General features: G+C 26.4%; 21 protein-coding genes and 1 riboswitch. Of the genes, 6 read left to right on the top strand and 15 right to left on the bottom strand.

Annotated features, from left to right (window positions below; translation table 11 throughout):
• Positions 1-2: 2 nt before the first annotated feature.
• Positions 3-108: riboswitch (TPP riboswitch) on the bottom strand.
• Positions 109-183: 75 nt separating this feature from the next.
• Entirely contained in the window at positions 184-585 is a 402-nt protein-coding gene (mscL, locus tag ACYUDJ_RS07840; RefSeq protein ID WP_043031344.1) for a large-conductance mechanosensitive channel protein MscL, read from the bottom strand.
• Between the two features lie 635 nt (positions 586-1,220).
• Here mscL and cplR point away from each other — a divergent pair.
• Positions 1,221-2,879, top strand: coding sequence for an ABC-F type ribosomal protection protein CplR (gene cplR, locus ACYUDJ_RS07835; protein WP_043031341.1), 1,659 nt, complete (start codon positions 1,221-1,223; stop codon positions 2,877-2,879).
• Between the two features lie 472 nt (positions 2,880-3,351).
• Here the strand turns inward: cplR and ACYUDJ_RS07830 are convergent, their stop codons facing one another.
• From ACYUDJ_RS07830 to ACYUDJ_RS07805, 6 genes are all read right to left on the bottom strand, one after another.
• Entirely contained in the window at positions 3,352-5,343 is a 1,992-nt protein-coding gene (locus tag ACYUDJ_RS07830; RefSeq protein ID WP_003488507.1) for a methyl-accepting chemotaxis protein, read from the bottom strand.
• Positions 5,344-6,208: 865 nt separating this feature from the next.
• Positions 6,209-6,898 carry a LiaF transmembrane domain-containing protein gene (locus tag ACYUDJ_RS07825; protein ID WP_003488505.1) on the bottom strand — a complete coding sequence of 230 codons (690 nt, stop codon included), beginning with the start codon at positions 6,896-6,898 and terminating at the stop codon, positions 6,209-6,211.
• A gap of 459 nt (positions 6,899-7,357) precedes the next feature.
• Positions 7,358-9,001, bottom strand: a complete 1,644-nt coding sequence (locus ACYUDJ_RS07820; protein WP_003488503.1) for a carbon starvation CstA family protein — start codon at positions 8,999-9,001, stop codon at positions 7,358-7,360.
• Positions 9,002-9,012: 11 nt separating this feature from the next.
• Positions 9,013-9,522: a hypothetical protein gene (locus tag ACYUDJ_RS07815; RefSeq protein ID WP_003488501.1), complete on the bottom strand. Its 510-nt coding sequence runs from the start codon at positions 9,520-9,522 to the stop codon at positions 9,013-9,015.
• Between the two features lie 414 nt (positions 9,523-9,936).
• Positions 9,937-10,845 (bottom strand): alpha/beta hydrolase, encoded by a 909-nt coding sequence (locus tag ACYUDJ_RS07810; protein WP_043031339.1) that lies wholly within the window; start codon positions 10,843-10,845, stop codon positions 9,937-9,939.
• Between the two features lie 269 nt (positions 10,846-11,114).
• Positions 11,115-11,327 carry a (2Fe-2S)-binding protein gene (locus ACYUDJ_RS07805; RefSeq protein ID WP_003488497.1) on the bottom strand — a complete coding sequence of 71 codons (213 nt, stop codon included), beginning with the start codon at positions 11,325-11,327 and terminating at the stop codon, positions 11,115-11,117.
• A gap of 747 nt (positions 11,328-12,074) precedes the next feature.
• Between ACYUDJ_RS07805 and ACYUDJ_RS07800 the strand changes: the two genes are divergently transcribed.
• The gene (locus ACYUDJ_RS07800) at positions 12,075-12,524 is read left to right on the top strand and encodes a CBO0543 family protein (protein WP_043031337.1); all 450 of its coding nucleotides are present in this window, start codon (positions 12,075-12,077) and stop codon (positions 12,522-12,524) included.
• A gap of 129 nt (positions 12,525-12,653) precedes the next feature.
• Here the strand turns inward: ACYUDJ_RS07800 and def are convergent, their stop codons facing one another.
• Together def and ACYUDJ_RS07790 are read right to left on the bottom strand one after the other, a co-directional pair.
• Positions 12,654-13,106, bottom strand: a complete 453-nt coding sequence (gene def, locus ACYUDJ_RS07795) for a peptide deformylase (RefSeq protein ID WP_003488493.1) — start codon at positions 13,104-13,106, stop codon at positions 12,654-12,656.
• Positions 13,107-13,343 carry a helix-turn-helix transcriptional regulator gene (locus ACYUDJ_RS07790; RefSeq protein WP_003488490.1) on the bottom strand — a complete coding sequence of 79 codons (237 nt, stop codon included), beginning with the start codon at positions 13,341-13,343 and terminating at the stop codon, positions 13,107-13,109.
• 404 nt (positions 13,344-13,747) lie between these two features.
• Here ACYUDJ_RS07790 and ACYUDJ_RS07785 point away from each other — a divergent pair, with 404 nt between their 5' ends.
• Positions 13,748-14,809 (top strand): FAD:protein FMN transferase, encoded by a 1,062-nt coding sequence (locus ACYUDJ_RS07785; RefSeq protein WP_043031335.1) that lies wholly within the window; start codon positions 13,748-13,750, stop codon positions 14,807-14,809.
• 555 nt (positions 14,810-15,364) lie between these two features.
• Here the strand turns inward: ACYUDJ_RS07785 and ACYUDJ_RS07780 are convergent.
• From ACYUDJ_RS07780 to ACYUDJ_RS07765, 4 genes are all read right to left on the bottom strand, one after another.
• A complete protein-coding gene (locus tag ACYUDJ_RS07780) occupies positions 15,365-16,600 on the bottom strand; it encodes an aminopeptidase P family protein (protein ID WP_043031333.1) in 1,236 nt (411 codons plus the stop codon).
• A 213-nt stretch (positions 16,601-16,813) separates the two neighbouring features.
• On the bottom strand, positions 16,814-17,623 hold the full coding sequence (locus ACYUDJ_RS07775; RefSeq protein WP_043031332.1) for a CPBP family intramembrane glutamic endopeptidase: 810 nt from the start codon (positions 17,621-17,623) through the stop codon (positions 16,814-16,816).
• Positions 17,624-17,688: 65 nt separating this feature from the next.
• Positions 17,689-18,627, bottom strand: a complete 939-nt coding sequence (locus ACYUDJ_RS07770) for an SPFH domain-containing protein (protein WP_012344496.1) — start codon at positions 18,625-18,627, stop codon at positions 17,689-17,691.
• A 2-nt stretch (positions 18,628-18,629) separates the two neighbouring features.
• Positions 18,630-19,070 (bottom strand): NfeD family protein, encoded by a 441-nt coding sequence (locus ACYUDJ_RS07765; RefSeq protein WP_043031328.1) that lies wholly within the window; start codon positions 19,068-19,070, stop codon positions 18,630-18,632.
• A gap of 226 nt (positions 19,071-19,296) precedes the next feature.
• Here ACYUDJ_RS07765 and ACYUDJ_RS07760 point away from each other — a divergent pair, with 226 nt between their 5' ends.
• Entirely contained in the window at positions 19,297-21,213 is a 1,917-nt protein-coding gene (locus tag ACYUDJ_RS07760) for an NAD(+) synthase (RefSeq protein ID WP_003488479.1), read from the top strand.
• Between the two features lie 207 nt (positions 21,214-21,420).
• On the opposite strand, the gene ACYUDJ_RS07755 is transcribed toward ACYUDJ_RS07760, so the two are convergent.
• Together ACYUDJ_RS07755 and ACYUDJ_RS07750 are read right to left on the bottom strand one after the other, a co-directional pair.
• Entirely contained in the window at positions 21,421-21,846 is a 426-nt protein-coding gene (locus tag ACYUDJ_RS07755; RefSeq protein WP_003488477.1) for a YaaR family protein, read from the bottom strand.
• A 448-nt stretch (positions 21,847-22,294) separates the two neighbouring features.
• A complete protein-coding gene (locus tag ACYUDJ_RS07750; RefSeq protein ID WP_003488475.1) occupies positions 22,295-22,885 on the bottom strand; it encodes a type II toxin-antitoxin system PemK/MazF family toxin in 591 nt (196 codons plus the stop codon).
• 173 nt (positions 22,886-23,058) lie between these two features.
• Here ACYUDJ_RS07750 and ACYUDJ_RS07745 point away from each other — a divergent pair, with 173 nt between their 5' ends.
• Both ACYUDJ_RS07745 and ACYUDJ_RS07740 read left to right on the top strand, forming a co-directional pair.
• Positions 23,059-23,595 (top strand): chromate transporter, encoded by a 537-nt coding sequence (locus tag ACYUDJ_RS07745; RefSeq protein WP_003488473.1) that lies wholly within the window; start codon positions 23,059-23,061, stop codon positions 23,593-23,595.
• Positions 23,595-24,131 carry a chromate transporter gene (locus ACYUDJ_RS07740; protein ID WP_003488471.1) on the top strand — a complete coding sequence of 179 codons (537 nt, stop codon included), beginning with the start codon at positions 23,595-23,597 and terminating at the stop codon, positions 24,129-24,131. Before ACYUDJ_RS07745 ends, ACYUDJ_RS07740 begins: the two co-directional genes overlap by 1 nt.
• Positions 24,132-24,137 lie beyond the last annotated feature (6 nt).

Here is a 24,137-nt window from a genome sequence, read left to right as displayed (position 1 = left end):
TTTTATTAACACTCAAGCTTTCCTACGCTGGTATTAACCAGATCAGGTTAGAGGGTTAATGAATTTATCATTTCTCAGCCATAACTTTTGGCACCCCTAGCACTTAATTTTATTTACATAATAATTTTATTACTAATAATTATAAGTGTCAACAAAGAAAACCTTCACATCATAAATAAATTATTAGGATTTATTTTCCTTTAACAAATCCCTTATTTCTGTTAATAATATTTCTTCATTACTTATTTTAGTTTCTTCTTTTACTTCCTCTTCCTTTTTCTTGAACTTATTTATTAATTTAATAAACAAAAAAATAGAAAAGGAAATTATTAAAAAGTTTACTGCTGCCTGTATAAAATTACCGTATTTTATAGGAACTACTGTTTTTTCTGAAAAACTCATTGTAAATTTTAAATTAGTAAAATCTATACCACCTATTAACAATCCTACTAAAGGCATTATAATATCCTCTACTAAAGAAGTTACTATTTTACCAAAAGCTCCACCTATAACCACACCTACTGCTAATTCCACAGCATTTCCTTTTACTGCAAAGTCTTTAAATTCTTCAATTATATTTTTCAAAATTAAAACCTCCATATTTAACTATAAACTATTATGTATATTATAATAAAGATGATTTATTTTCAAGAATTTTATTCTAGTAAAATATTCATGCATTGTTACTTATATCATTAAATTCAAAATCATTGTTTGCTCCTTATCTTTAGATAATTAGTTATTTTATTTTGTTTAGCAAATTTTCTAACTATATGTGACTTATTATGTTAGTAACAACATGAATTTATTTTCAAAAATGAAATTATATGCTATAATAAAATAAATTAAGGCACATGAAAATAAATAACAAATCAAAGATGGCAGTATATTTTGTGTTAGACAAGGAAGCAGGTTCCGTCGCTAGTAGTGCTATCGGCGGGTTCTGCTAACGCAGTATAGCTCAAAATAGACTGTCATACTGACTTGTTATTTATTTAAATGTGCCTAAAGAAAGAACGAGGTAGTTTCACCAATGAGAATGTAATTTACACTTTTATTTTATTAAGTATGACAAATCAAATTAATTTTAAAAGATTCTATGAAATTAGGCTTTTTTGTTGTACTTAAAACTTGAGAGAGTAAATTATTCTAGGGGATACTTATACCTTTTTACGGAATTATTATATACTCTCTCCTAAATTTAAGGAGGGATTTTTTTTATGGTATCAATAAAATTAGATAAAGTAAAAAAATATTATGAAGATAAATTAATTTTAGATATAGACAATTTAGAAATAAAAGAAAATAGCAGAATAGGAATTGTTGGAGAAAATGGAGCTGGTAAAACAACTCTTATTAAAGTTATTTTAGGTGAACTAGATATTGATGAGGGAAAAGTATTTTTTCATGCTAATTATTCATATATAAGCCAAAGTGAAAATTATGCTGGCTCCTGCGATGATAGCAGAATCAAGAGTATATTAGGTGCACCAGATAATTATAATGAATTTTTATCCGGTGGAGAAAAGGTGAAAATTAGTATTAATCAAGCTCTTAGTTCTAATAGCAACTTTCTTATAGCAGATGAGCCAACAGCTAATCTTGACACTAATACTATAAAAAGCATTGAAAAACTTATAAGTGAATATAAAGGAGGACTTTTATTAGTTTCTCATGATAGAGATTTTTTAAATAATCTTTGTGATAATATATTAGAAATAGAAAATGGAAAAGTTAAATTATATAAGTGTTGTTATTCAAAATATCTTAAACTAAAAGCTGAAGAAAGAGAAGTTGAAAAAAGAGAATATGAAGAATATATAACTGAAAAAAAGCGACTTGAAAAAGCTATGATGGCAAAAGAAAATCAACGAGATTCTATTAGAAAAGCACCTAAAAGAATGGGAAATTCGGAAGCAAGACTTTTTAAAATGGGAGATCAGAAATCAAAAAAACACTTAGATGGAAATATAAAATCTTTAAAAAGTAGAATTAATCATCTTGAAGTGAAAGAAAAACCTATTTCTAGCAAAGATATTAAAATAAAAATTACTGAAGGTAATAAAATACCTTCCAAAACAGTAATAGAAGTAAAAGATTTAGATTTATATATAGGTAATAAACTTCTTATAAAAGATGGAAATTTTAAAATAAAAAACGGTAAAAAAGCAGCTATTATTGGTGAAAATGGCTGTGGTAAAACAACTTTAATAAAAAAAATATTAAAAAGAGATACAGAAAACATTAGATTATCAAAGTATATTTCTATAGGATATTTTGATCAAAATCAAGACATTTTAGATAAAGACAAAACAATATTAGATAATATAAAATCAACTAGTTCTTATGATGAAAGCTTTATTAGAATACAATTAGCTGGATTTGGGTTTAAAGGAGACACTATATACAAAAATGTTTCTATATTAAGTGGAGGAGAAAGGGTTAAAGTTGCACTTTGCAAAATAATTTTAAGTGATACTAATACCTTGATTTTAGATGAACCTACCAATTATTTAGATATAAAATCTATTGAAGCTTTAGAAAAGGCACTTATTAATACAGACAAAACAATTGTAATGATATCTCATGATAGAGCTTTTATTTCTAGTATATGTGATTATATAATTGAAATAAAAGATACTAAGCTAAATTGTTTTTCAGGTACTTATACTGATTTCACTGAAGAAAAGGTAAACTATGAAACTAAAAAGCATGAAAACCATATTGAGCGTGAAAAGAAGGAAAAATTATTAATCTTAGAAAATAGACTTTCAAAAATAATTTCAGAAATATCTTTGGAGAAAGATTTGATAGTTAAAGAGAATTTAAATGAGAAATATATTAAATTATTAAATGACATTAAATTATTAAAAAAGTAACCAAATTAAATTATAAAAAAACAACTAAATTCCTATTATAAAAAAGAGTGCATATTAAAATAGATTTAATTTTAATTCCGCAAATAGAAAAAATATATTCATAAATCATTCATTGTGCTAAGTAGTTCTAAATTTGGCTGCATTAAAAATTTTCTACCCGGTAGAGGCGCCATCCTTGGCTTCACTACCGGCTCCTCACGTCCTGTGAGGAATTACGCAAATTTTTAATTCCGCCAAATTAAGAACTACTAAAGCTTATTCATATGTTTATTACATATATTTTTTTCTATTTTCTATATTAAAATTAAATCTATTTTTATTTTGGGACAACCCCTTTTCTATCTATCCGATGACTGCCTGCTCTAATACTTCCATCTTCTTCAAAGTTGGAATAAAGAGCGGTTACGTCCCTGGATAACGATTTCTAAGCTTTAGATGAAGTAAAAACTCCCTCTAAAGCTTAGAACTCTGTTTATATCTTAAATTGTTTTACTAATGAATTTAATGTATCTGAATAAGAATTTAATTTTTCTGCAGATCCTACTACCTCTTTAAGTCCCGCTGCCTGTTCCTGTGCTGATGCAGTTATTTCTTCAGTAGTTGCTGCTATTTCTTCAGAAACAGAGGATGCCTCATTTATTTTATTTAATATATCATTTTTATTATTATATATAATTTTTTGTGATTCATTAACATTTCTTATGCTTTCTTCTAATTTATCTATAGATTCTCTTATAGTATTAAAGGCATTATCTGTAATATTAATTTTGTCCTTAGTATCCTTTTCAAGTTCTATAGTTTCATACATTTTATCTAGTATATCTTTTACTTCTTTATTTATGTTAGAAATAACCCTTTCTATTTCTGAAGCTGAAGTTGAAGATTGTTCTGCAAGCTTCCTTACCTCTTCTGCAACCACTGCAAATCCTTTTCCTGCTTCTCCTGCCCTTGCAGATTCTATACTAGCATTAAGTGCTAATAAAGAAGTTTGTTCTGTTATAGATTGTATTGTCTCTGTTATCATACTTATTTGATTTGAACTTTCTGCTAATGTATCAATTTTATTAGCTAATTCCTGGTTTGATTTAGAATTCAATTCAAATTTATTTTTTAACCCTTTTACAGCCTGTCCACTATCTTTTATAATATTTCTAACTATATCAGACTCTTTGACCATTTCCTTAGAATTTTCCATAGAATTTTCTACTTTATCTGATAAATCACTTATAGAATTTAAACTTCCTTCCATGGACTGAGCTTGATCTGAAGTTGCATCTGCTATGTTTTGTACTACTTGTACTATTTCATTTCCTGCCATTTCTGATTGCTCTGTTATATCTTTTAAAATATCTGAAGATTCTTTTACATCAGAAGAAACACTCTTAAGGCTATCTAAAATTTTTACTGTTTCTTCTCTTACTATATTAATTCCATCCATTATTAATTCCATCTCATAAATTGAAGTTTCACCCTTATCTATGCTCTGGGTAAAATCTCCATTCTTCATACAGGCCAATGCATCCTCTATTTTTCTTATAGGATTTATTATTTTTTTAGAAAATACTGCTCCTATTGCTAACGCTCCTGCTAAAGATAAAAGGGATATTGTAACTATCATTCTATAATATTTATTAAGTTCAGATTGTATCTCACTATAAGGTAAAAATCCTACAATGCTCCAGGATGTTGCTCCATCTTTTTCTGTTATGACTTTATACTCTTTTCCATTAATTTTTACTTTATCTATAATTCCCTTATTTACTATTTCCTTAGGCCAATTCAAATCTTTTATATTTTTATTTAATTTTTCTTTATCTTTATGCCCTATAATTGAACCATTTTTATCAACTAATACCACAAAGCCTTCTTTGCCAATCTTAGTATTTTTAGCAATGGCTGATAAATCATCTAATTTTATGTCCATACCGATTACTCCAACTAAAGAATCCTTCTCATCCATAACAGCTTTAGCTATAGTTACCATTAAACTATTGGTACCTGCTGTATCTTTGTATGGTTCTGTAATAATAGGGTCTCCTTTCATTTCAACTGCCTTCTTATACCAAGGCCTTGTTCTTGGATCAATGCTATTAACTACATCAGTTTTAGGTGAAAATATAGTATTTCCTTTAACTGTTCCTAGATAAACATTTGTAATTTCAGAATGAGAACTTCTAAAGGCCTCTAATGCATAGAAAAGCCAATTAGCATTATCCTTATTTTTGAGTAAATTTTTAGCATTACCATCATTAGCCAAAGTATTAATTGATTCCATATTATTTTTATTTTTTTGTGCTATCATAGCTTGGAAACTAAGCACAGAATTCTTTGTTGTTGATTCAAAATTACTTTTTAGACTTTTAGTTTGTGAATAATTAGTATATATACCAACAATCAATATAGGAATTAAAGCTACAAATATAAGTAAAGTCGAAATTATACGTTTTATACTTTTGTTTTTCATAAAATGCCCCCCCGTTTTATAAAAAATTCTGATAATTTATATTATATTATACTACAAGTATTAACAGTTAAATATAATTTTTAATACTATTGTTAATTTATTTGTAGTATACCTTAATTAAACTATATTGTAATGCATTTCAATAAACCCTATTATAAGTTAATTATAATAAAATCTATAAAAAACTAAAAGCTATTAAGGGTAAAATATTAATTAAATATAGAGATTTTTAGGAATTCATGCAGCTTTAATGAATAGCTTATAAGAAAAGAAAAATAAAAAGAGATTTTTTAGTAATGTAAACTTTTTTAATTTTTCACAAATATAAAATTAAAAGGGATATTAATAATACACTAAAGCTCAATATACAAAACTTCATCTAACTTTTTAAAGCTATATGCTAAAACTATTAATTTAATTTAGCTGTATTCTATAAAACTTAATATAGCTTTAAAAAGATATCCGTTTATAAAGATATTAAAATAATATTTTTATTATAAAATTAAATCATTTAAATTCTAATATTAAAAAAATTTTTTAATATCCCTATAGTATAAGAACACTTTACTATAATTATTAATTCCCTTCTTCTATATTTTGTCCCGTAATCTTTATAATTATTTATTTTAATAATTAGTAATTATACACAATTAAATTTTAAGCAATAAAAAAAGGAGGTCTCAAAATAAATTTAATTTTAAAACCACCAATATAAAAAATACACTTAATAAACTAGTTAATTTCTCTCATAAGTTCTAAATCTGGATTCATTAAGAACTACTAGAGCTTATTCATATGTTTATTACGTGCATTTTTTTATCTCTACTATATTAAAATTAAACATAGTATATTATAATTTAAAATTTTAATCAAAATAATGTTTTACATCTAATCCACCAAAAGCTGCTATACAATTAACTTTTAGAGTTGGTCCTCCATTATTCATATTTCTATTTCTAGTTTTATTACTCCATCCACCAAATATTGGTATACCAGTTATAACCACATTCCAATTTTCAGGAACTACTATATCTACTCCTCCAAAAGCTACGAATACATCTATATAAGCGCCGTCAAAACCCAACTGGGCATCTAATAAATCTAAATCTACTCCTGCAAATATAGTTGTTATACTTCCACCCTTAAAAGCTTTTGAATTATTCTTAGTTCTAGCTCCTGAAAATATTGCTCCTGTTTTTACAAAATCCTCTGAACTTTGTCCTCCGAAAAAAGTTCTATCTTTCGCTCTAAAGCTTTCCTTATAAGATAATAAATAAAAACCTATTAAAAGAAAAATTCCTGCCCAAAAGAATTTAGATACATTATATAATATATTTAAATTCCTTAATTGAAACATTACTCCTAACAATATTAATACAATTCCATTTACATATGAAACTGATTTTTCTAGAAGTTTTTTGACACCAATAACTATTAATATAATTGGCCAATAATTACTTATAATATTTCCAAAATCCCATAAATTTAATGCTTCTAAAAATATTCCTAAGCCTATAACAAGAAATATAATACCTAAACTACTTTTACCCTTCACTTTTTATCCCTCCATTTATAAAATTATTTTTTTATTTACTAAATCCTCAATCTCATATTAATATAATAAAGCAGTTAATTATTATTAATCTTATTATATAAGAAAAATGAATTATATGTTAGTATCTAAGGTAATTTTTCACTATGACAAAAGTAATTATTTATTATATCGTAAAGGAAAATTATATATTAACAAAAATAGTAGTTCACCTCATTAAGTGCTTTTAAATTTTAAGAGTACTAAAATTTATTAAGTCTGTATTACTTTTAAATAATATCTTTACTATCTAAGTTTTAATTAGCATAGCTTTATAATAAAGTTATAACTTTATATATAATAAAAAACAAAACTTCAGCAAAACTTAGGTAAATTGTCATAATTTTGACCTAATATTTTACTGAAGTCTTATATTTTTTATAGGGATAATTTAATTATTATTTTATTGAAGTTATATATTTACTAGGCTCCTAAATTTGTGTTAGCCTTTTTATTTTTATTTAAAGTATTGTAAGCCTCTACTGCAAGTACTACAGCTAATACAAGTAATATTACTGCCATTACTCCTAATATATAATTGGGTTTTGCTCCAAATAAATAGGATTTTATTATTAAGAATAGTGCAGATAGTGTTACTGCAAACATGAAAATCATTGGTATTATTATCATTATTGTCTTCTTTCCTCTTCTTGAAAGCCATGCTGTTAATGACAATAATGCTAATGCAGCTAATAATTGATTTGCTGAACCAAATATTGGCCATATTTTTTCATATCCATATAATATTAGTCCTAATGCACAAAATACTGTTATTAATGTTGACACATACATATTAGTAAATACTGATTTCTTTTCCCCCTCTTTTTCATTAGAGCCTTGAAAAAACTCTTGGAATATATATCTTCCTATTCTTGTAGCTGTATCCAAACTTGTTAAAGCAAAGGCAGAGAAGGATAATGTTACGAATACTTTACCTATAGCTAATGGTATTCCAAAGGAATTCATAAAGGCTGCACAACTGTTAGCAAAAATTTCTGCTGGTGTACCTTTAGCTTTAGCAACATATCCTACAGCAATTAAAGCTATAATAGCTACAACTCCTTCAATTAACATGGAACCATATCCTATAAGTTGAGTATCCTTTTCACTATTTAATTGTTTTGAAGATGTTCCTGAACTTACTAAAGAGTGAAATCCTGAAACTGCTCCACAAGCTACTGTTACAAATAAGAATGGGAATAAAGTTTGACCTTTTACCGTAAATGATGTGGTTGGTGCCAATTGCATAGTTGGATGAAGAACTAATATACCTATAAAAGCTCCTATAAGCATAGCATACAACAAAAATGAGCAAAGATAATCTCTTGGTTGAAGAAGTAACCAAACTGGCATAGTAGATGCTGCAGTAATATATATTAAAAGTATTATTTGCCATTGAAACTTACTTAATTTTAATACTGGAAATCTATATCCTATATATATGCAGAAAAATAATAAAGCAACGCCCACTACTGTAGACAACCCTACTGGAGCATTTCTTCTATATACAAAAAATCCAAAACCCATAGCTAAAAATATAAAGAGAATTGATGCTGTCCCAGAACGTGCTCCTGTTAAAAGTTCTGGTGTTTGTGGATTATATGCAAAAGTAGAAGCACAAATATCTGTAAAGGCTGCTACAACTAGAACTAATGTAACCCAAGCAAAAACATTAAATAATTTTTTACCCTTTTCACCTATATTAACACGAATTATCTCTCCTATAGAGTTTCCTCCATGTCTTATAGATGCAAATAAAGAACCAAAATCATGAACACCACCTATAAAGATACTTCCTATAACAATCCATAACATTACAGGAACCCATCCAAATATAGCTGCTTGTATAGGCCCTGCTATAGGCCCTGCCCCTGCTATAGATGAGAAATGGTGACCTAATAAAATTTTAGCATCTGCTGGACAATAATCCACATTATCAAATTTAGTATGAGCTGGTGTTTGCTTACTTATATCTATGCCCCAGTGTTTAGCAAGCCATCTACCGTAGGTTAAATAAGCAATCAAGAATAAAATGATACCAGTTAAAAGTAACACTACTGAGTTCATAAAAACCCCTCCTAATTTTTATTAAAGTGTTTTTGATACACCTTTTTAACAAATTTACCAGCTTTATTAGTTATAACTTCTTTATTTTTTAAATCTATCAAAATTAATCTTATATCGCACCATCCAAACCAATAAAATTTATAAGCCTTTGCAAATTTAAACTTTTTAACATATTGTTTTATATTATAATCAATGGAATTTTCACTTATTAATATGCCTGTTAAATAGGAACTTTTATGATCTTTATGAGGTGTTACACATAGTTTCTCTGCTTCTATGAGCATATCTATATGGTTATCTAATGTTTCTTTTGAAATGTTATCTAAACGTTTTACAAAACAAAATTCATTTGTTTCAAAGCTATCAATAATATCTTTTTCTGTAATCATTGTTCTAACATTAATTAATTTACAATGAGCTAAAATATCTAAATGATTTTCTAAAAAATAAGTATCTTTCTTTATTTTAAAATGGGATCTGTATGAATTTTCTAACTTACTAATATATAATTCTCCATCCATAAATTGCCTACCCCCTACTTTAAATAAAGCATAACACTTTGATAAATACTAATCAAACTTCATATATCTTTATTTATGTTAAAATTTGTCTGTATATTTTTCAATATTAAAAATTATCTGGGAATATTAATATTTTATGTAAATTTTAACAAAAGGGTGCCATTATAAAAATAAAATAGATTTAATTTTAACACTTCTAAAATAAAAAATACACTTCATAAACCACTTTATTTCTCTAAAAAGTTCTAAATATAGCTTTATTAAAAATTTTCTTCCAGATGAAAACACTATAATTACTTATAGCTTTTCACACTATAAATAATTGAGTTAAATCCCCCTACTGCTTAAAAACTAATAAAGCTCATTAATAGGTTTATAAAATGTATTTTTTCTAGATTAAAATCAAATCTATTATTATAAATTTATTTTTTCTAAAAATTTATATATACGTTCTTTATACTCTTCTTTATTTTTCATATAAGACTCTGCATGATCTGCATTGGGAGCTAAATATATATCTTTTACTCCTATTTTTTTATTTTTGTACATATCTATGCTCATTTCCTTTGGTATATATTTATCTTCCATACCATGTATAAAAAGTATAGGTGTTTCTACTTTTTCTATATCTTTTATAGGTGATACTTGTGAAAAAAATAATCCAATCCTTAATTTGCTTATAAAACTTGCTACGGTTGTAAATGGAAAGCTAGGCAATTTATAATCTTCTTTTAGCCTCAACTGTAATATATCTTTCATACTGGAGTATGGGCAATCTGCAACATAAAATGCTATTCTATCATCAATAGCTGCATTTTGAAGTATAGTACCTGCTCCCATAGATTCTCCATGAATGCCAACTATAGAATCTTGGCCGTTTCTTTCAAACACCCAATCCGCAACAGCTTTTAAATCTTGTTTTTCATAATAACCAAAAGTAGTATTTTCTCCACCACTACTTCCATGATTTCTATGATCATATATTACTCCATTAAAACCTTTATCCATGAATATTTTCATATATTTCACGGAATTATACAAATTACACTTAATCCCATGGCATATTATTACAGTTTTCTTCGAATTTTTTCCTGGGAAATACATTCCCTTTAAATCATATCCAAAGGGGGATTTTATAGTAATTTCTTGTCTTTCTAATTTATTAAATTCTTCTTCTACAAATCCACCCTGTTCTATTTCCTTTTGATAAGTAAATTCTGCCTTTCTTACTATTGGATAAATAACTGCATCTATTAATCTCCAAGATACAACAAAAACTATAACCAATAATAATATTAATAAAATCAATAATATTACTTTCATATTATCCCCCTAACTACAAAACTAATAATTGCTATTTTTAATATACCCACATTTTATTCCATATAAACCAAAATATCAAATACATAATACTTTTAATATTATATCTCATTTAAATTATTTAATATATATTATTAGTTTAATAATTGTAATAGTTTGGGTGAATTAACTTTTCCTATCTGTAAAATAATAAAAGCATTATCAGAATTTACTAAAATAAACAATTCCGATAATGCTCATATTTAATTTTAAACCTTATAGTTAAATATACTTTATTTTGAGTACTCTTCTAATAATTTTTCTATAGTATAAGTACATCTGTTGCCCCTGCAAGCTCCAGTGCCTGCTCCAGTAGCTTTTCTAACTTCTTCCACTGTTCTAGCTCCTGATTTTATCGCATTTTTTATAGTTAATCTATTTATATTTTTACATATACATACTTTCTTCAATTTATCCATTATTTGTTCATTTACGTTATTATCCATTATTATCTCCTATCCCTACATAATATTTATTATTTATTAATAATAAATATTATAAACTATTTTTATATTAAAATCCAGTACATAATAATACAAGCATGACATCCATCACTTATTGACACTCTATATTATAATGAACAGAATACAGTGTTTATATAAATTTTATCTATTCTTTTTTATAAAATATGTCTGAAATTATCTATTTACTTCTGAACAATTAGCATATACACACTAATATACAAAAAATTTTTGTATATCAAAATTTATTTAAAATATTTTTATGCTAGCATATATAATATATTAAAATTAACATTTATAATGTATAAACTTAAAATATAATTTAGTATACATTTGGGAAATATAGCAAAAATTATTATGAAAGGTGTGGTTAAAGATAAAAAAGGTATAGCTACTGGCCGTGTAATCAATTTCCCAAAGGCACAGAAATTACAGTAACTACATATGGAGAAAATGATGCTAAAGGAAAAGTTGCAAGAGCATTATATAAAAAATTAGGTCTAATGCTACCGTTGAAGAATTATTTAAATTTGAAGATTAATTTTGATTATGATAAGTAAAACTTTATAATCGAAATTATACTTCTATAGTTTAAAATAAACTAATCCTAGAAATATTAAAATCAACTAATTATATATGATATACGTAATAAAAAATATTGCAAAGCAACTTATATATATATTTATTAAAATAATGGATAAAATAATACAAAAATAATAATTAGGTGATTTAATGATTTTTAATATAATAGTTGCTTTTATAATCCCTTGGATATCCGGTATAGTATTTTATTTTACAGATAGAAAAGTTCTTTTTACTATAGCACCTTTTCAAAGTGTTGTAGCATTTACAGTAAACTCATTTGGATTTTTCTATAAATTTTGGAGTATATATCCTCATGAATATGGTAAGTTCGCTAGTATGCCCTATGATTTAGGCATATACCCAATACTTTCAGTTTATTTAATACATTATATTAATAAAGCAAAATTTAATCCTTACCTACTTATAATGATTGTAACAATTTTTACAACATTTCTTGAATGGCTTGGCATATTAAGTGGGAAAGTACTATATTCAAATGGTTGGAATTTAGGTCTTACTTTTATTAGTTACTTGCTACCCTACTTAATAAACTACTGGTTTTATATACAACTGAAGAAAATGAAGATATTTAATTAACTTACTTAACCTCTTATGATATTTAATAATATAAGGAATCAGCACTTAAAAAGGAGTTATACTACCTTTGCTAAAAAAAGAGAAGGCTATATAACTCCCCAAAAATTAAAATAAAAAGTACAAGTAATGCTATTTTATATATTCAGTAACTAAATCGGTAAAAAGAATACCTTCTAAATGATCTATTTCATGACAGAAACATTTCGCTAAATCTCCTGTACCTGTTAGTATAATCTTCTTACCATATTCATTTAATGCTTGTATGGTTACCTTTTTAGGTCTTTTTAGTTTTCCCCATGTATTAGGAATACTTAAACAACCCTCTATAACTTCTTGAGTTCCTTCCTTGTTAATTATCTTTGGATTAACTAATTTTATAAGCCCTTGGCCCATATCAATTACAACCAATCGTTTTAATATACCAACTTGTGGTGCAGCTAGCCCTCCACCATTTTCTGTATTATACATAGTATCTGCCATATCATTTAATATTTGTCTTATTTTATCATCTACTACTTCAACTACTTTGCTCTTTTTTCTTAATATTTCATCATCAAATATCCTAATTTGTCTTAATGCCATTTAAAATACACCTCTACTTTGCCGCCCTCTGGATTTTCTTTCACTTTCCTCAAAGAGAAAAACCTCTTCTATAGAGCGATGAAATATTTTGCAAATATCATAAGCCAACCATATAGATGGTTCAAACTTTTCTGTTTCAATAGCATTAATTGCTTGTCTTGACACACCTACAAGTTTTCCTAATTGTTCTTGTGTTAATCCAAAAACCTCACGAAATTCTTTTATTCTATTTTTCATTAATAATCACTCCTGTAATGTTAACCTTACATTGCAAATATATCAACAAATTATTTCAATGTCAAGTTAACCTTACAAATAATACAATAAATAAGTTTTATTGAAAATAGATATCTAGAAAAATAATGTATATAGCTAATTACATATAGTTATTAACTTTCCAAATAAAAAATTAAATCTTCTTTTTGTAAAATGCTTCTAAATTATGGGATGTAGGGAAGGTTATTTGTTAACTGATGATTGAATTATTGCCATTAAATGATATGATTCTAGTAGAATATGATACATTTTTAAGAAGAAGTTTATTGAAGCCATATATACGGAAGATGTTTAACTCTATTTAATGTATAAAAACTCTACAATTCAGCAATAAAATAAATTATTTTGGTAGGGGAGATGTTAAAATGAAACATCATAAAAGATTAATTTTAACAATAATAATGGTTGTTATTTTAATAATCATTGTTACTTTAGACATATTTTCTAAACGTGCTTACAATGCGCCAATATCAAAAGATGAATTTTGTTTAGGAACACTTTGCAAAATTAGTGTATATGATAAAGTTAATGAAAAAGTATTAGATAGGGCTTATGACAAAATTGGCGAAATTGAGAGTAAAATAACAGTCAACAATGCTGATACTAGTGAAATTATTGAACTAAATAATGCTGCTGGTAAGCATGCTGTAAAACTAAGTAAGGATACTTTAAAAATATTAAAGAAGGGTATCTATTACTCTCAACTTTCTCAAGGAAAATTTGATATTACAATTGGAGGTATTTCTAAATTATGGAATATAGGCACTAATAAAGAAGCTATCCCCAATCAAATGGATTTGCAAAATGCTATAAAACATGTAGATTATAGAATCTTACAAATTGATGAATCCAGTAATACAGCTATGCTAAAAAAAGAAGGAACAAAAATAGATTTAGGTGGCCTAGCAAAAGGTTATATTGCAGATGAGGTTGCTATTGTATTAGCTAATAATGATGTTAAAAATGCTCTTATTAATTTAGGTGGAAATATCCTAACTATGGGAAGTAATCCTAGTAGCAACCACTGGAATATACATATTCAAGATCCATATGCTACTCGAGGAAGTATTTTAGGAAGCGTAAAAATAAAAAATAATTCAAATAAATCTGTCGTTACATCTGGAACATATGAAAGATTTTTTGAATACAAAGGTAAAAGATACCATCATATAATAGATAGTAAGACAGGCTATCCTGTGGAAAACGAGCTTCTTTCTGTAACAATAATAGCTGATAAATCATCTAATGCAGATGGTATGTCTAATTGTGTATTTCAATTTGGATTAAAAGGTGGCATGGACCTTGTAAGAAAAGTTAGAAATATTGATGCTGTATTTATAACCAAGGATAAAAAAATATATATCACTGATGGTTTAAAAGGTAACTTTACACTTACTAATAATGAATATACTCTTATTGCTAATTAAGATTTTATATAATCCAATAATTTGTATTACTAATAAATAGTTTATATTTATTTTCTATAAAATAAAACTAGTGAAAGTCATTGGCTTTATTTTATTAAATTTGTTTGCTAACGCAAATAGTTTTGAGTATAATTTAAATTTATATAAAGATTATAAAAGCTACAGTATTTTGACATGCTACGCATCAATTTTCTACCGAAAATTTTTTTGAAGCCCTTACTGAAAAGAATATAAATAATTTTAAATTTTTAATTTACTTATTGAAGTTCTCCTTTCTTACAGGAAATTATCTTTAAAGAGTTATGCTAGCTTCAGCCTATTAAAAAGAGGGATATGTGGCGTAAAAGGCATTCGAAAAAGCTTAGATATTCTTATTTGTTTTTTGAAAATATATTAGAAAAAAAATGATTGTTTGAGCGGTCAGCGAGTTTCATTTTTTTCAATATATTTTATGAAAAAACAAATTAAAATCTCTTAGCGAATTGAGACGCCATTCTAGACACATATCCCTTTTAAATAGGCTGTAGGTAAACTTCCTTTTAAGTCGTAATTTCCTTATTTCATAAAGTTTTCTATTTCTTCTATGCTTTTAATTATATCCTTACTTAAAACCTCACACCCGTTCTCTGTTATTAATAAATCATCTTCTATTCTTATTCCAATACTTTCTTCTTGTATATAAAGACCTGGTTCATTAGTTATAACCATGCCTGGTTTTAATTCTATTTCATAACTTCCTACATCGTGGGTATCTAAACCTAAGTAATGTCCAAAACTATGGAAATAATATTTTCTTAATTCTTTTTCATCTTGCAATATTCCTAATTTTTTACATCCTTCTATTAATGTTTTTTTAGTTATTTCTTCTATTTCTTTAAAGGTAACTCCTGGTTTTGCATTTTCAATTATAGCTTTATTAGCTTCTAAAACTACTTTATACACTTCCTTTTGTCTCTCTGTAAACTTTCCATTAGCAGGAAAAGTTCTTGTTATATCACCATTATAATATTTATATTGAGCTCCTAAATCACAAAGGATTAAAGAGTTATTCTCTATTTTACAATTATTTTCACTATAATGTAGTACTGTAGCATTTTTTCCAGCCGCTGCTATAGTTTCAAAAGCATAATCTGTAACCCCATTTTTCTTTAAGGAAAAGTCAAAATATGCTTCCACTTCGTATTCCATCATATTCGGCTTTATATTTTTCATCATATTGTATATGCCTTCTTTAGTTATGTCTATAGCTTTTTTGATTAATTCTACTTCCTCTTCACTTTTTATTGTTCTTAAATCACTTATACCTTTATAGATGTTTTCTATTTTTGCATAAGGATATTTTTCTTTTAATTCTTTAGCAAAAATTTGAGCTGGTGTAAAATTTTCTTCCCATTCTCTCCTCTCTAAATCTAAGTATACTTTATTAAATCCACTTCTATTTATAAAGATCGGAAAATCATCAAAAAATTTATCTACATACCCTATATTTTCTATCCCACTTACCTCTTCAGCTTCTTCTTCGCTAATGGTTGCCCCTACCCATCTTGCCATTACTGGATCTGGCCTTTGTATATATAAATGTTCTGTTATTTTTTTATTTTTCTTAGTTATGACTAATATTATCTGTTCCTCTTCTATTCCAGTTAAATAATAAAAGTTTCTGTTAGGTGTAAATGGATAGGTTTCATCTGCTGACTTATAAGGTGCCTTGCCTGCAAATATAACAATTATTCCTTCTTCTATACTCTCCCCTAAGTTTTTTCTGTTTCTCATAAAAAATTCTTTATTCACAAAAATCCCCCTAATTAATTTATTTAAATATCTCATTAAAGTTGAATAAAAATTGAGTATAATTATACTAATACCATAAAATGTAATTTATTTCAATCTTATATATTATAGACTACACATTTTAAATTGATTATTGTATACTTAACCGCTATATCCCTATAGTTTTTGATTTATTCATTTTTTAGATTTCTACTTATACACATTATAATTTTCTTAACCTGCACTACTTATATTAGTACCATCATATTTCAACTCTCTAATATATTTTTCAAGCAAAATTCCTGATATTATAAAAATTACTGCCCCTATAGAAAAAGTTCTAATATTAGAATTAATATATATAAAATTGAATCCATTAGTTAACATATGGGAAACCATACATAATACTACAGATTTTGTTTTATAATATATTATCCCAAGAAGTATTCCGAAAATTATGGCATTAATAATTTGAGGAATGTATATATGGCATAATGCAAATACAACTGATGAAACAATTATACTAGTTATTGGTTTATACTTATTTAAAAGTCCTTCCAAAATAATTCCTCTGAAAACTATTTCTTCAAAAATAGGTGCTATTATTACCTCTAAAATAAATATTTGATATAGATTTTGTGTATCTTTTGCAGCTGCCTCTATAACCTCTTTAGATAATAGGCCTTTTATTATCATTATGCCAATTGAATTTTGAAACCACATAAAAAATCCTAATATAAAAAAAGCTGTGCATAATAATATTTTAAAATTAAATTTTTCAATATATCTTATCTTAAAACTAGGTTCAATATCTGCTCTTATTATCTTTAAGATAAATATTATAATTAACCCCTTTGAAATTAAATCTCTTAACACATTTAAAGCTAATTCTAAAACTTTATTCGAATTAACATAAGTAGTTTCTAACATCCTATTAAAAGGAATAGGGAAAAAATAAAATGCTGCAACAATAAACATTGCTATTGCCAAAGCACCTAGCACAGACAGTTCGAAATTACTCTCAGTTACTTCATTTTTATCCAAATAATCACCTACATTTCTCTAAAAAACATCCATAGATTTGTGTAAATCAAATCTATGGATGTTCTTTATTTATTATCTTTATTTAGCAAATCACCTATGGCAGCAATACTACCTAATGAAGATAATGTTTCATTTGGTAATATTAATTTATTAGCTGGATTTTTAGCCATTTCTTTTAGTGCATCTACTTGTTTTAAAGCAATAACTACTTCATTTGTACCTGATTCTATTATAGAAGCATTAACCTTTCTTATAGCTTCTGATTCTGCATTAGCTATTTGCTCTATAGCTCTAGCTTTACCTTCCGCTTCTAATAATTGAGATTCTCTTAGTCCTTCTGCTCTTCTTATGTTAGCTTCCTTCTCTGCTTCTGATTGTAAGATTTTAGCTTGTTTATCCCCTTCTGCTCTTGCTATTTCTGCTTGTTTTTGCCCTTCTGCTTGAAGTATAGCAGCTCTTTTATCTCTTTCTGCTCTCATTTGTTTTTCCATGGCTTCTTGTATTTCTCTTGGTGGATCTATATTTTTTATTTCTACAGATAAAATTTTAATACCATAAGCATCTGTAATTTCATCTATTTGTTCAAGTAATTTTGAATTTATTTTATCTCTTCCTGATAAAACTTCGTCTAAAGTCATATTACCTACTATATTTCTCATATTTGTTATAGTAGAATATGTTATACCTGCTTTATAGTCTTCAATATTATAAACTGCATCTTTAGAGTTCATTATTTTGTAAAATATAACGTTATCTATGGATATTTTTACATTATCTTGTGTAATAACACTCTGTGGATCTATATCTATTATTTGCTGCTTTGTAGAAATTTTTTTCCTTACAAAATCCGCAAAAGGCATAATTATATGCCAACCTGGCTCTAAAGTTCTATGATATTTACCGAATCTTTCCACAATAGAAACATAACCTGTATTTACAACTTTTATAGACAGTAAAAATGTTACTAATATAATAACTAATAATACAATTATAAGTATCGCCATACTTATTCCTCCTCTACCTTTTCAACAAAAATTTTGTTACCTTTTACTGAGATTATTTTTACCTTATCTCCTTTTTTTATATAATCCCCACTATTCGTGACTCTCCAATATACACCTTGGAATTTTAGCACCCCCTCATCTTTTATATCTTTATCTGCAATAAAAATTTCTCCAACATAATTTCTTTCGATAGATAATATAGAATTCTCCTGTTTTTTAATAATCTTCTTTACCATTGGATAACCTAATATCATACATAAAATACTAATTAATACAAAAGCAATAATTTGTGTAGACATAGAATATCCTAATATTTGAACTATAAGTGCAGCTATAGCCCCTAGAGTGAACCAAACAAATAAAAAAGAACTAGTAGCAAGATCCAACAGCAAAGCGGCAGTCCCAATTATTATCCAAAGAATAATGCTAAAATTGCTCCACATACTCTCCCTCCCTCTTGAATTATTACTATTATTATACATTATAATCTTATAAATAATATAAATAAATAGTTTTTAACTTAATAAACTATTTATATTATTATGATATAGTTTTATAATAAAATGTGCTTTGCATAATTTTTTATTAATATTTTATATTAAAGTTTAATTATTTACCTTTAATTTGATATAATCATAAGGTAATAATATTTTTAATGGAGGATTTTATATGAATAATTCACAATATTACATAAGAGTATCTACTGCTTGTCCTGTAACTAATGTAGCAGATATAGATTTTAATATAGAAAACATAAAAAAATGTATAGATATGTGTATAGAAAAAAAATCAAAATTAATAGTTTTTCCAGAACTCTCTATAACTTCTTATACTTGTGGAGAACTTTTTTCACAAAGTCTATTAATATCCAAAGCCTTAGATGGAATACATAATATATGTAAATATTCTATAGACAAAGATGTTTTAATAGCTGTAGGAGCACCTTTATTATATAAAAATAGTCTTTATAATTGTGCTGTTATAATATTTGGAGGAAAAATACTAGGTATTGTCCCTAAAAGTTATTTACCTAATTATTCAGAGTTCTATGAAAAAAGATGGTTCACAGAAGGGTATAAAATAAAAAGTGAAAGAATTAATTTACCTTTCCAAAAAAATATTCCTTTTGGAACTAACCTTATTTTTTCTGATAAATTTTTCAAATTTGCTTTTGAAGTATGTGAAGATCTTTGGGTTACAATTCCACCTAGTAGTTATCTTGCATTAATGGGAGCTAATATTATTGGAAATTTATCTGCCTCTAATGAAATAGTTAGCAAATCAGATTATAGACGAAATTTAGTTGCATCTCAAAGTGGTAGATGCTTAGCCTCCTATGTATATTCTTCATCAGGTGTATATGAATCTTCTACAGACTTAGTATTTAGCGGTCATTTATTAATTGGAGAAAATGGCTCTATATTAAAAGAAAATAAAAGATTCCAAAGAGAAAATGAAGTTATTACAAGTATTATAGATATAGATAAAATTAATAGTGAAAGGCTTAAAAATGTAAGCTTTACAGATAACTCAATGAATATGAATTTGGAATTAGAAGAAATAACATTTAAATTTACAATTAACGATGTTGGTGTCTTTGATAGACCTATAGATAAATACCCTTTTGTTCCTTCTAATGAAGAAGAAAGAGCAGTAAGATGCAAAGAAATATTTAATATACAAACCTCAGCTCTAGCTAAAAGACTTGATCATACTAATATGAAAAAAGCAGTTATAGGTATCTCTGGTGGATTGGATTCTACCTTAGCTTTATTAGTTATAGCTAAAACCTTTGATAAATTAAATATTCCTAGAGAAAACATAATAACTATAACAATGCCTGGTTTTGGAACTACAGATAGAACCTATAATAATGCTGTAAGTCTATGCAAACACTTAAATACAACCTTAAAAGAAATAAATATAGTAGATGCAGCATTGCAACATTTTAAAGATATAGGCCATGACAAGGATATACATGATGTTACCTATGAAAATGTTCAAGCAAGAGAGAGAACTCAAATACTTATGGATATAGCCAATAAAGAAGGTGGCTTAGTTATAGGAACCGGTGATTTATCTGAATTAGCTTTAGGTTGGTGTACATATAATGGAGATCATATGTCCATGTACAGCGTAAATTGTTCTATTCCTAAAACCTTAGTAAGATATTTGGTAAGATATGTAGCTGAAAATGAAGTAGCAAAAGAAATATCAGAAATACTTATAGATATTTTAGATACACCTGTAAGTCCTGAACTACTACCAAAGGATAAGGAAGGTAACATTTCTCAAAAAACTGAAGATATAGTAGGCCCTTATGAGTTACATGATTTCTTCCTTTATTATTTTATTCGTCAAGGAACTACTCCAGATAAAATAAAACAATTAGCTAAAATAGCTTTTAAAGATTCCTACGACAAGGAAACTATTGACAAATGGTTCTCTTATTTTATAAGAAGATTCTTTACTCAACAATTTAAACGTTCTGCGGTACCAGATGGTCCTAAAGTAGGAACTATAAGTTTATCCCCTAGAGGAGATTGGAGAATGCCATCAGACGCAAGTTTTAATCTTTGGAAATAAAAAACAAAATAACATAATATATTTACTTTTGAAATTTAATAACGTGTCTCAAAATAAATTTAATTTTGAGGCACTATCTATTTTTATAACTAGCCTAAATAACAATAAATAGACATAAAAATTATTAAATTCAATGATTTAATAATTTTTATGTCTACTTATTAAGTAAAACACTTATTATTTATAAAATGATAAATAATAATTATATTATTTATATATATCTACAATGAGTCCTGTTATATCATCTATAGTTTTTGCTATATCTAAATTTTCTTTTTCGGCGCTTAATAACATTTCTGTTAATTCCTCAAGTTTTTCATCTACTGTTTCTACTGTAATAAAGTATTGAGTTTGCCAAAAACTTATATCCTTTTTTACGGAATACATATATTCTAAAACTGATTTTAAATATTCTTTTATCATTCTTTTATATGCTTTGACATCAGCATAACACTTAGTTATAGCTAACCTATTTCCTTTTTTGTTTATATCCTCCAACATTTTTTTTAATTCTTGCTCTGATTTCTGCTGACGAGCAAAATTAAAATTTTGTGAAAATCCTTTTTTATTTTCTATTGTTCTTTTATTTTCTGTTTGTATCGGTGAATTGGTTCCTACTCTTTTGATTTCCAAATAAAATCACTCCATTAAATATTTTTATCATATATATATTATAGCTAAATTTCTTTTAAAAATATAGATAAATATAATATGTTTTGTTTGTAAAACAATTATATTTTTCATTTAATACTTTTTTATTTTTATAAAATATAAAAAAAGTATTAAATATGCAATATAAATTTAATACTTACAAAAAAATTACTTTATATAATTTTAACATTATAAACCAAAAAAGACTGATTTAGAATCAGTCCCATGATATGTTATATAATCTCTCGACCTATGCCGAGTATGTTATTCAATTTAAAGAAAGGATATATGAGATATAATCTCCTAACCTCTGCTAGGTATGTTTCTCTTGAACACAATTGTTATTATACCATTAAACAAAAAATTATACAACATAAATTTATAAAAATTTAATATTTTTTTATTAAATTCTTTATAATTTTTGTTTTAACTACAAATCTAGCGAAATTTTTATTTTAGAATCTAAAAGTTGCATGAATTTGTCTGATAAAGTAGCTACGTGTCTTCCAAGTCTAGCTTTTGACACAATTCTTATTTGTTCCGCTAACACTGTTCCTGTTATTTCCATTTTTTCTCCCTTAACTAATTCAAAATCTCCATTTCTTATGGAAATATGTACAGCTATCTTCTTTGGCCTATTAGAAATGGGTACTACTATGGTTGTAGGTGCATTTTGGTTCCCTGTGTCATTTTGTATGATAATAACTGGTCTAATTTTATTTTCTTCTGATCCTATATTTTGACCTAATTCACAGGTCCAAACTTCACCTCGTTTAGGAACTATCCTAATTCTATTCTTGACATTATTATTCATTTCTATACCATCATTTACCCATTCTACATATTTATATAATTTACTTAATGCGTATGATTTCTCTTTTAAAGTTTTAGCATTCTTATTTTTATCTATTTTATTGTTAACCCTATTTATGTATTCATCTAATAACTTATGTATTTGACTTTCTGTATCTTTTATGTATTTTCCTAATTCTTCACTGTTCATATCATTTAAGTTTTTCATTGCTCTTTCCCCCTATAACAATTATATAATACCAAAATTTGAAAGAGAAATAAAATTTATTAATAATCTATTTATCTATCATTTACCTACATTATTTATATTATTCTATTAGAAAATATAGTATTCATAGGTTATAATTAATTTGTCTTTTATTTTTTTATGAGGTGATATTAATGCTTAAATATTTAAAAATGTTTTGGAGTTTCTTTAAAATAGGTGCTTTTACCTTTGGTGGTGGCTATGCAATGATTCCACTTATAGAGGAAGAGGTTGTAAATAAAAACTCTTGGATATCTAAAGAAGATTTCTTAGATATACTTGTAATATCTCAATCTTTTCCTGGTGCTTTAGCGGTAAATTGTTCTACCTTTATCGGATATAAAATAGGAAATTTACCTGGAGCTATACTTGCTCTTTTAGGAACCATATTACCATCCTTCTTTATAATATTATGTATTGCAAGATTTTTTATGCAATTTAGAAATAATTATTATGTAGATTTAATATTCAAAGGTATAAATGGAGCCGTTCCTGTACTAGTGTTAGTAGCGGTAATAAGCCTTTCTAAATCTATTAAAAAAAATTACATTAATTATACCATAATTATATTAACAGTGGTACTTTTAAAATTCTTTAATATGCACCCTGTTATAATTATACTTCTTTCTGGAGTATATGGTTATATTTTTCTTAGAAAGAAGGTGCAGTAATGAAAATATTACTAGAATTATTTTTTTCTTTCTTTAAAATAGGTATGTTTAGTTTTGGTGGTGGTTATGCTATGCTTCCACTTATAGAAAGAGAGATTGTACACAATAAGCATTGGATAAATTATAAATCCTTTATAGACATTATAGGCATATCTCAAATGACACCTGGTCCTATAGCTATAAACTCTGCCACCTTTGTAGGATATAATGTAGCTGGATTCAAGGGAAGCTTAATGGCTACTCTAGGGGTTATAACCTTCTCTTTTATTTTGGTAACATTAGCAACCCATTTTATTATAAAGTTTAAAGAATCAAATGTTTTAAAATCTGCTCTAATGGGAATGAGACCCGCTCTTATAGGTCTTATAATATATGCTTTTTTAAACTTAGCCTCTCAATCCTATATAGATTTAAAGAGTATAATAATAGGGATAATAACCTTTATACTTTTGCTCTCTAAAAAAATACACCCTATTATAATCATAGTAATCTCTGGACTTTTGGGAATAATTTTTTATGGATTTATTCCACTTTAAAATGTT

It is taken from the genome of Clostridium sp. CTA-6 (genome assembly GCF_054768115.1).
This window is presented reverse-complemented; position numbering and strand designations above follow the sequence as displayed.

Excerpts from the sequence above, each read along its gene's own strand:
- cplR (WP_043031341.1), top strand. The coding sequence starts at position 1,221 with ATGGTATCAATAAAATTAGATAAAGTAAAAAAATATTATGAAGATAAA.
- ACYUDJ_RS07830 (WP_003488507.1), bottom strand. The coding sequence starts at position 5,343 with ATGAAAAACAAAAGTATAAAACGTATAATTTCGACTTTACTTATATTT.
- ACYUDJ_RS07820 (WP_003488503.1), bottom strand. The coding sequence starts at position 9,001 with ATGAACTCAGTAGTGTTACTTTTAACTGGTATCATTTTATTCTTGATT.
- ACYUDJ_RS07815 (WP_003488501.1), bottom strand. The coding sequence starts at position 9,522 with ATGGATGGAGAATTATATATTAGTAAGTTAGAAAATTCATACAGATCC.
- ACYUDJ_RS07810 (WP_043031339.1), bottom strand. The coding sequence starts at position 10,845 with ATGAAAGTAATATTATTGATTTTATTAATATTATTATTGGTTATAGTT.
- ACYUDJ_RS07805 (WP_003488497.1), bottom strand. The coding sequence starts at position 11,327 with ATGGATAATAACGTAAATGAACAAATAATGGATAAATTGAAGAAAGTA.
- ACYUDJ_RS07800 (WP_043031337.1), top strand. The coding sequence starts at position 12,075 with ATGATTTTTAATATAATAGTTGCTTTTATAATCCCTTGGATATCCGGT.
- def (WP_003488493.1), bottom strand. The coding sequence starts at position 13,106 with ATGGCATTAAGACAAATTAGGATATTTGATGATGAAATATTAAGAAAA.
- ACYUDJ_RS07790 (WP_003488490.1), bottom strand. The coding sequence starts at position 13,343 with ATGAAAAATAGAATAAAAGAATTTCGTGAGGTTTTTGGATTAACACAA.
- ACYUDJ_RS07785 (WP_043031335.1), top strand. The coding sequence starts at position 13,748 with ATGAAACATCATAAAAGATTAATTTTAACAATAATAATGGTTGTTATT.
- ACYUDJ_RS07770 (WP_012344496.1), bottom strand. The coding sequence starts at position 18,627 with ATGGCGATACTTATAATTGTATTATTAGTTATTATATTAGTAACATTT.
- ACYUDJ_RS07765 (WP_043031328.1), bottom strand. The coding sequence starts at position 19,070 with ATGTGGAGCAATTTTAGCATTATTCTTTGGATAATAATTGGGACTGCC.
- ACYUDJ_RS07760 (WP_003488479.1), top strand. The coding sequence starts at position 19,297 with ATGAATAATTCACAATATTACATAAGAGTATCTACTGCTTGTCCTGTA.
- ACYUDJ_RS07750 (WP_003488475.1), bottom strand. The coding sequence starts at position 22,885 with ATGAAAAACTTAAATGATATGAACAGTGAAGAATTAGGAAAATACATA.
- ACYUDJ_RS07745 (WP_003488473.1), top strand. The coding sequence starts at position 23,059 with ATGCTTAAATATTTAAAAATGTTTTGGAGTTTCTTTAAAATAGGTGCT.
- ACYUDJ_RS07740 (WP_003488471.1), top strand. The coding sequence starts at position 23,595 with ATGAAAATATTACTAGAATTATTTTTTTCTTTCTTTAAAATAGGTATG.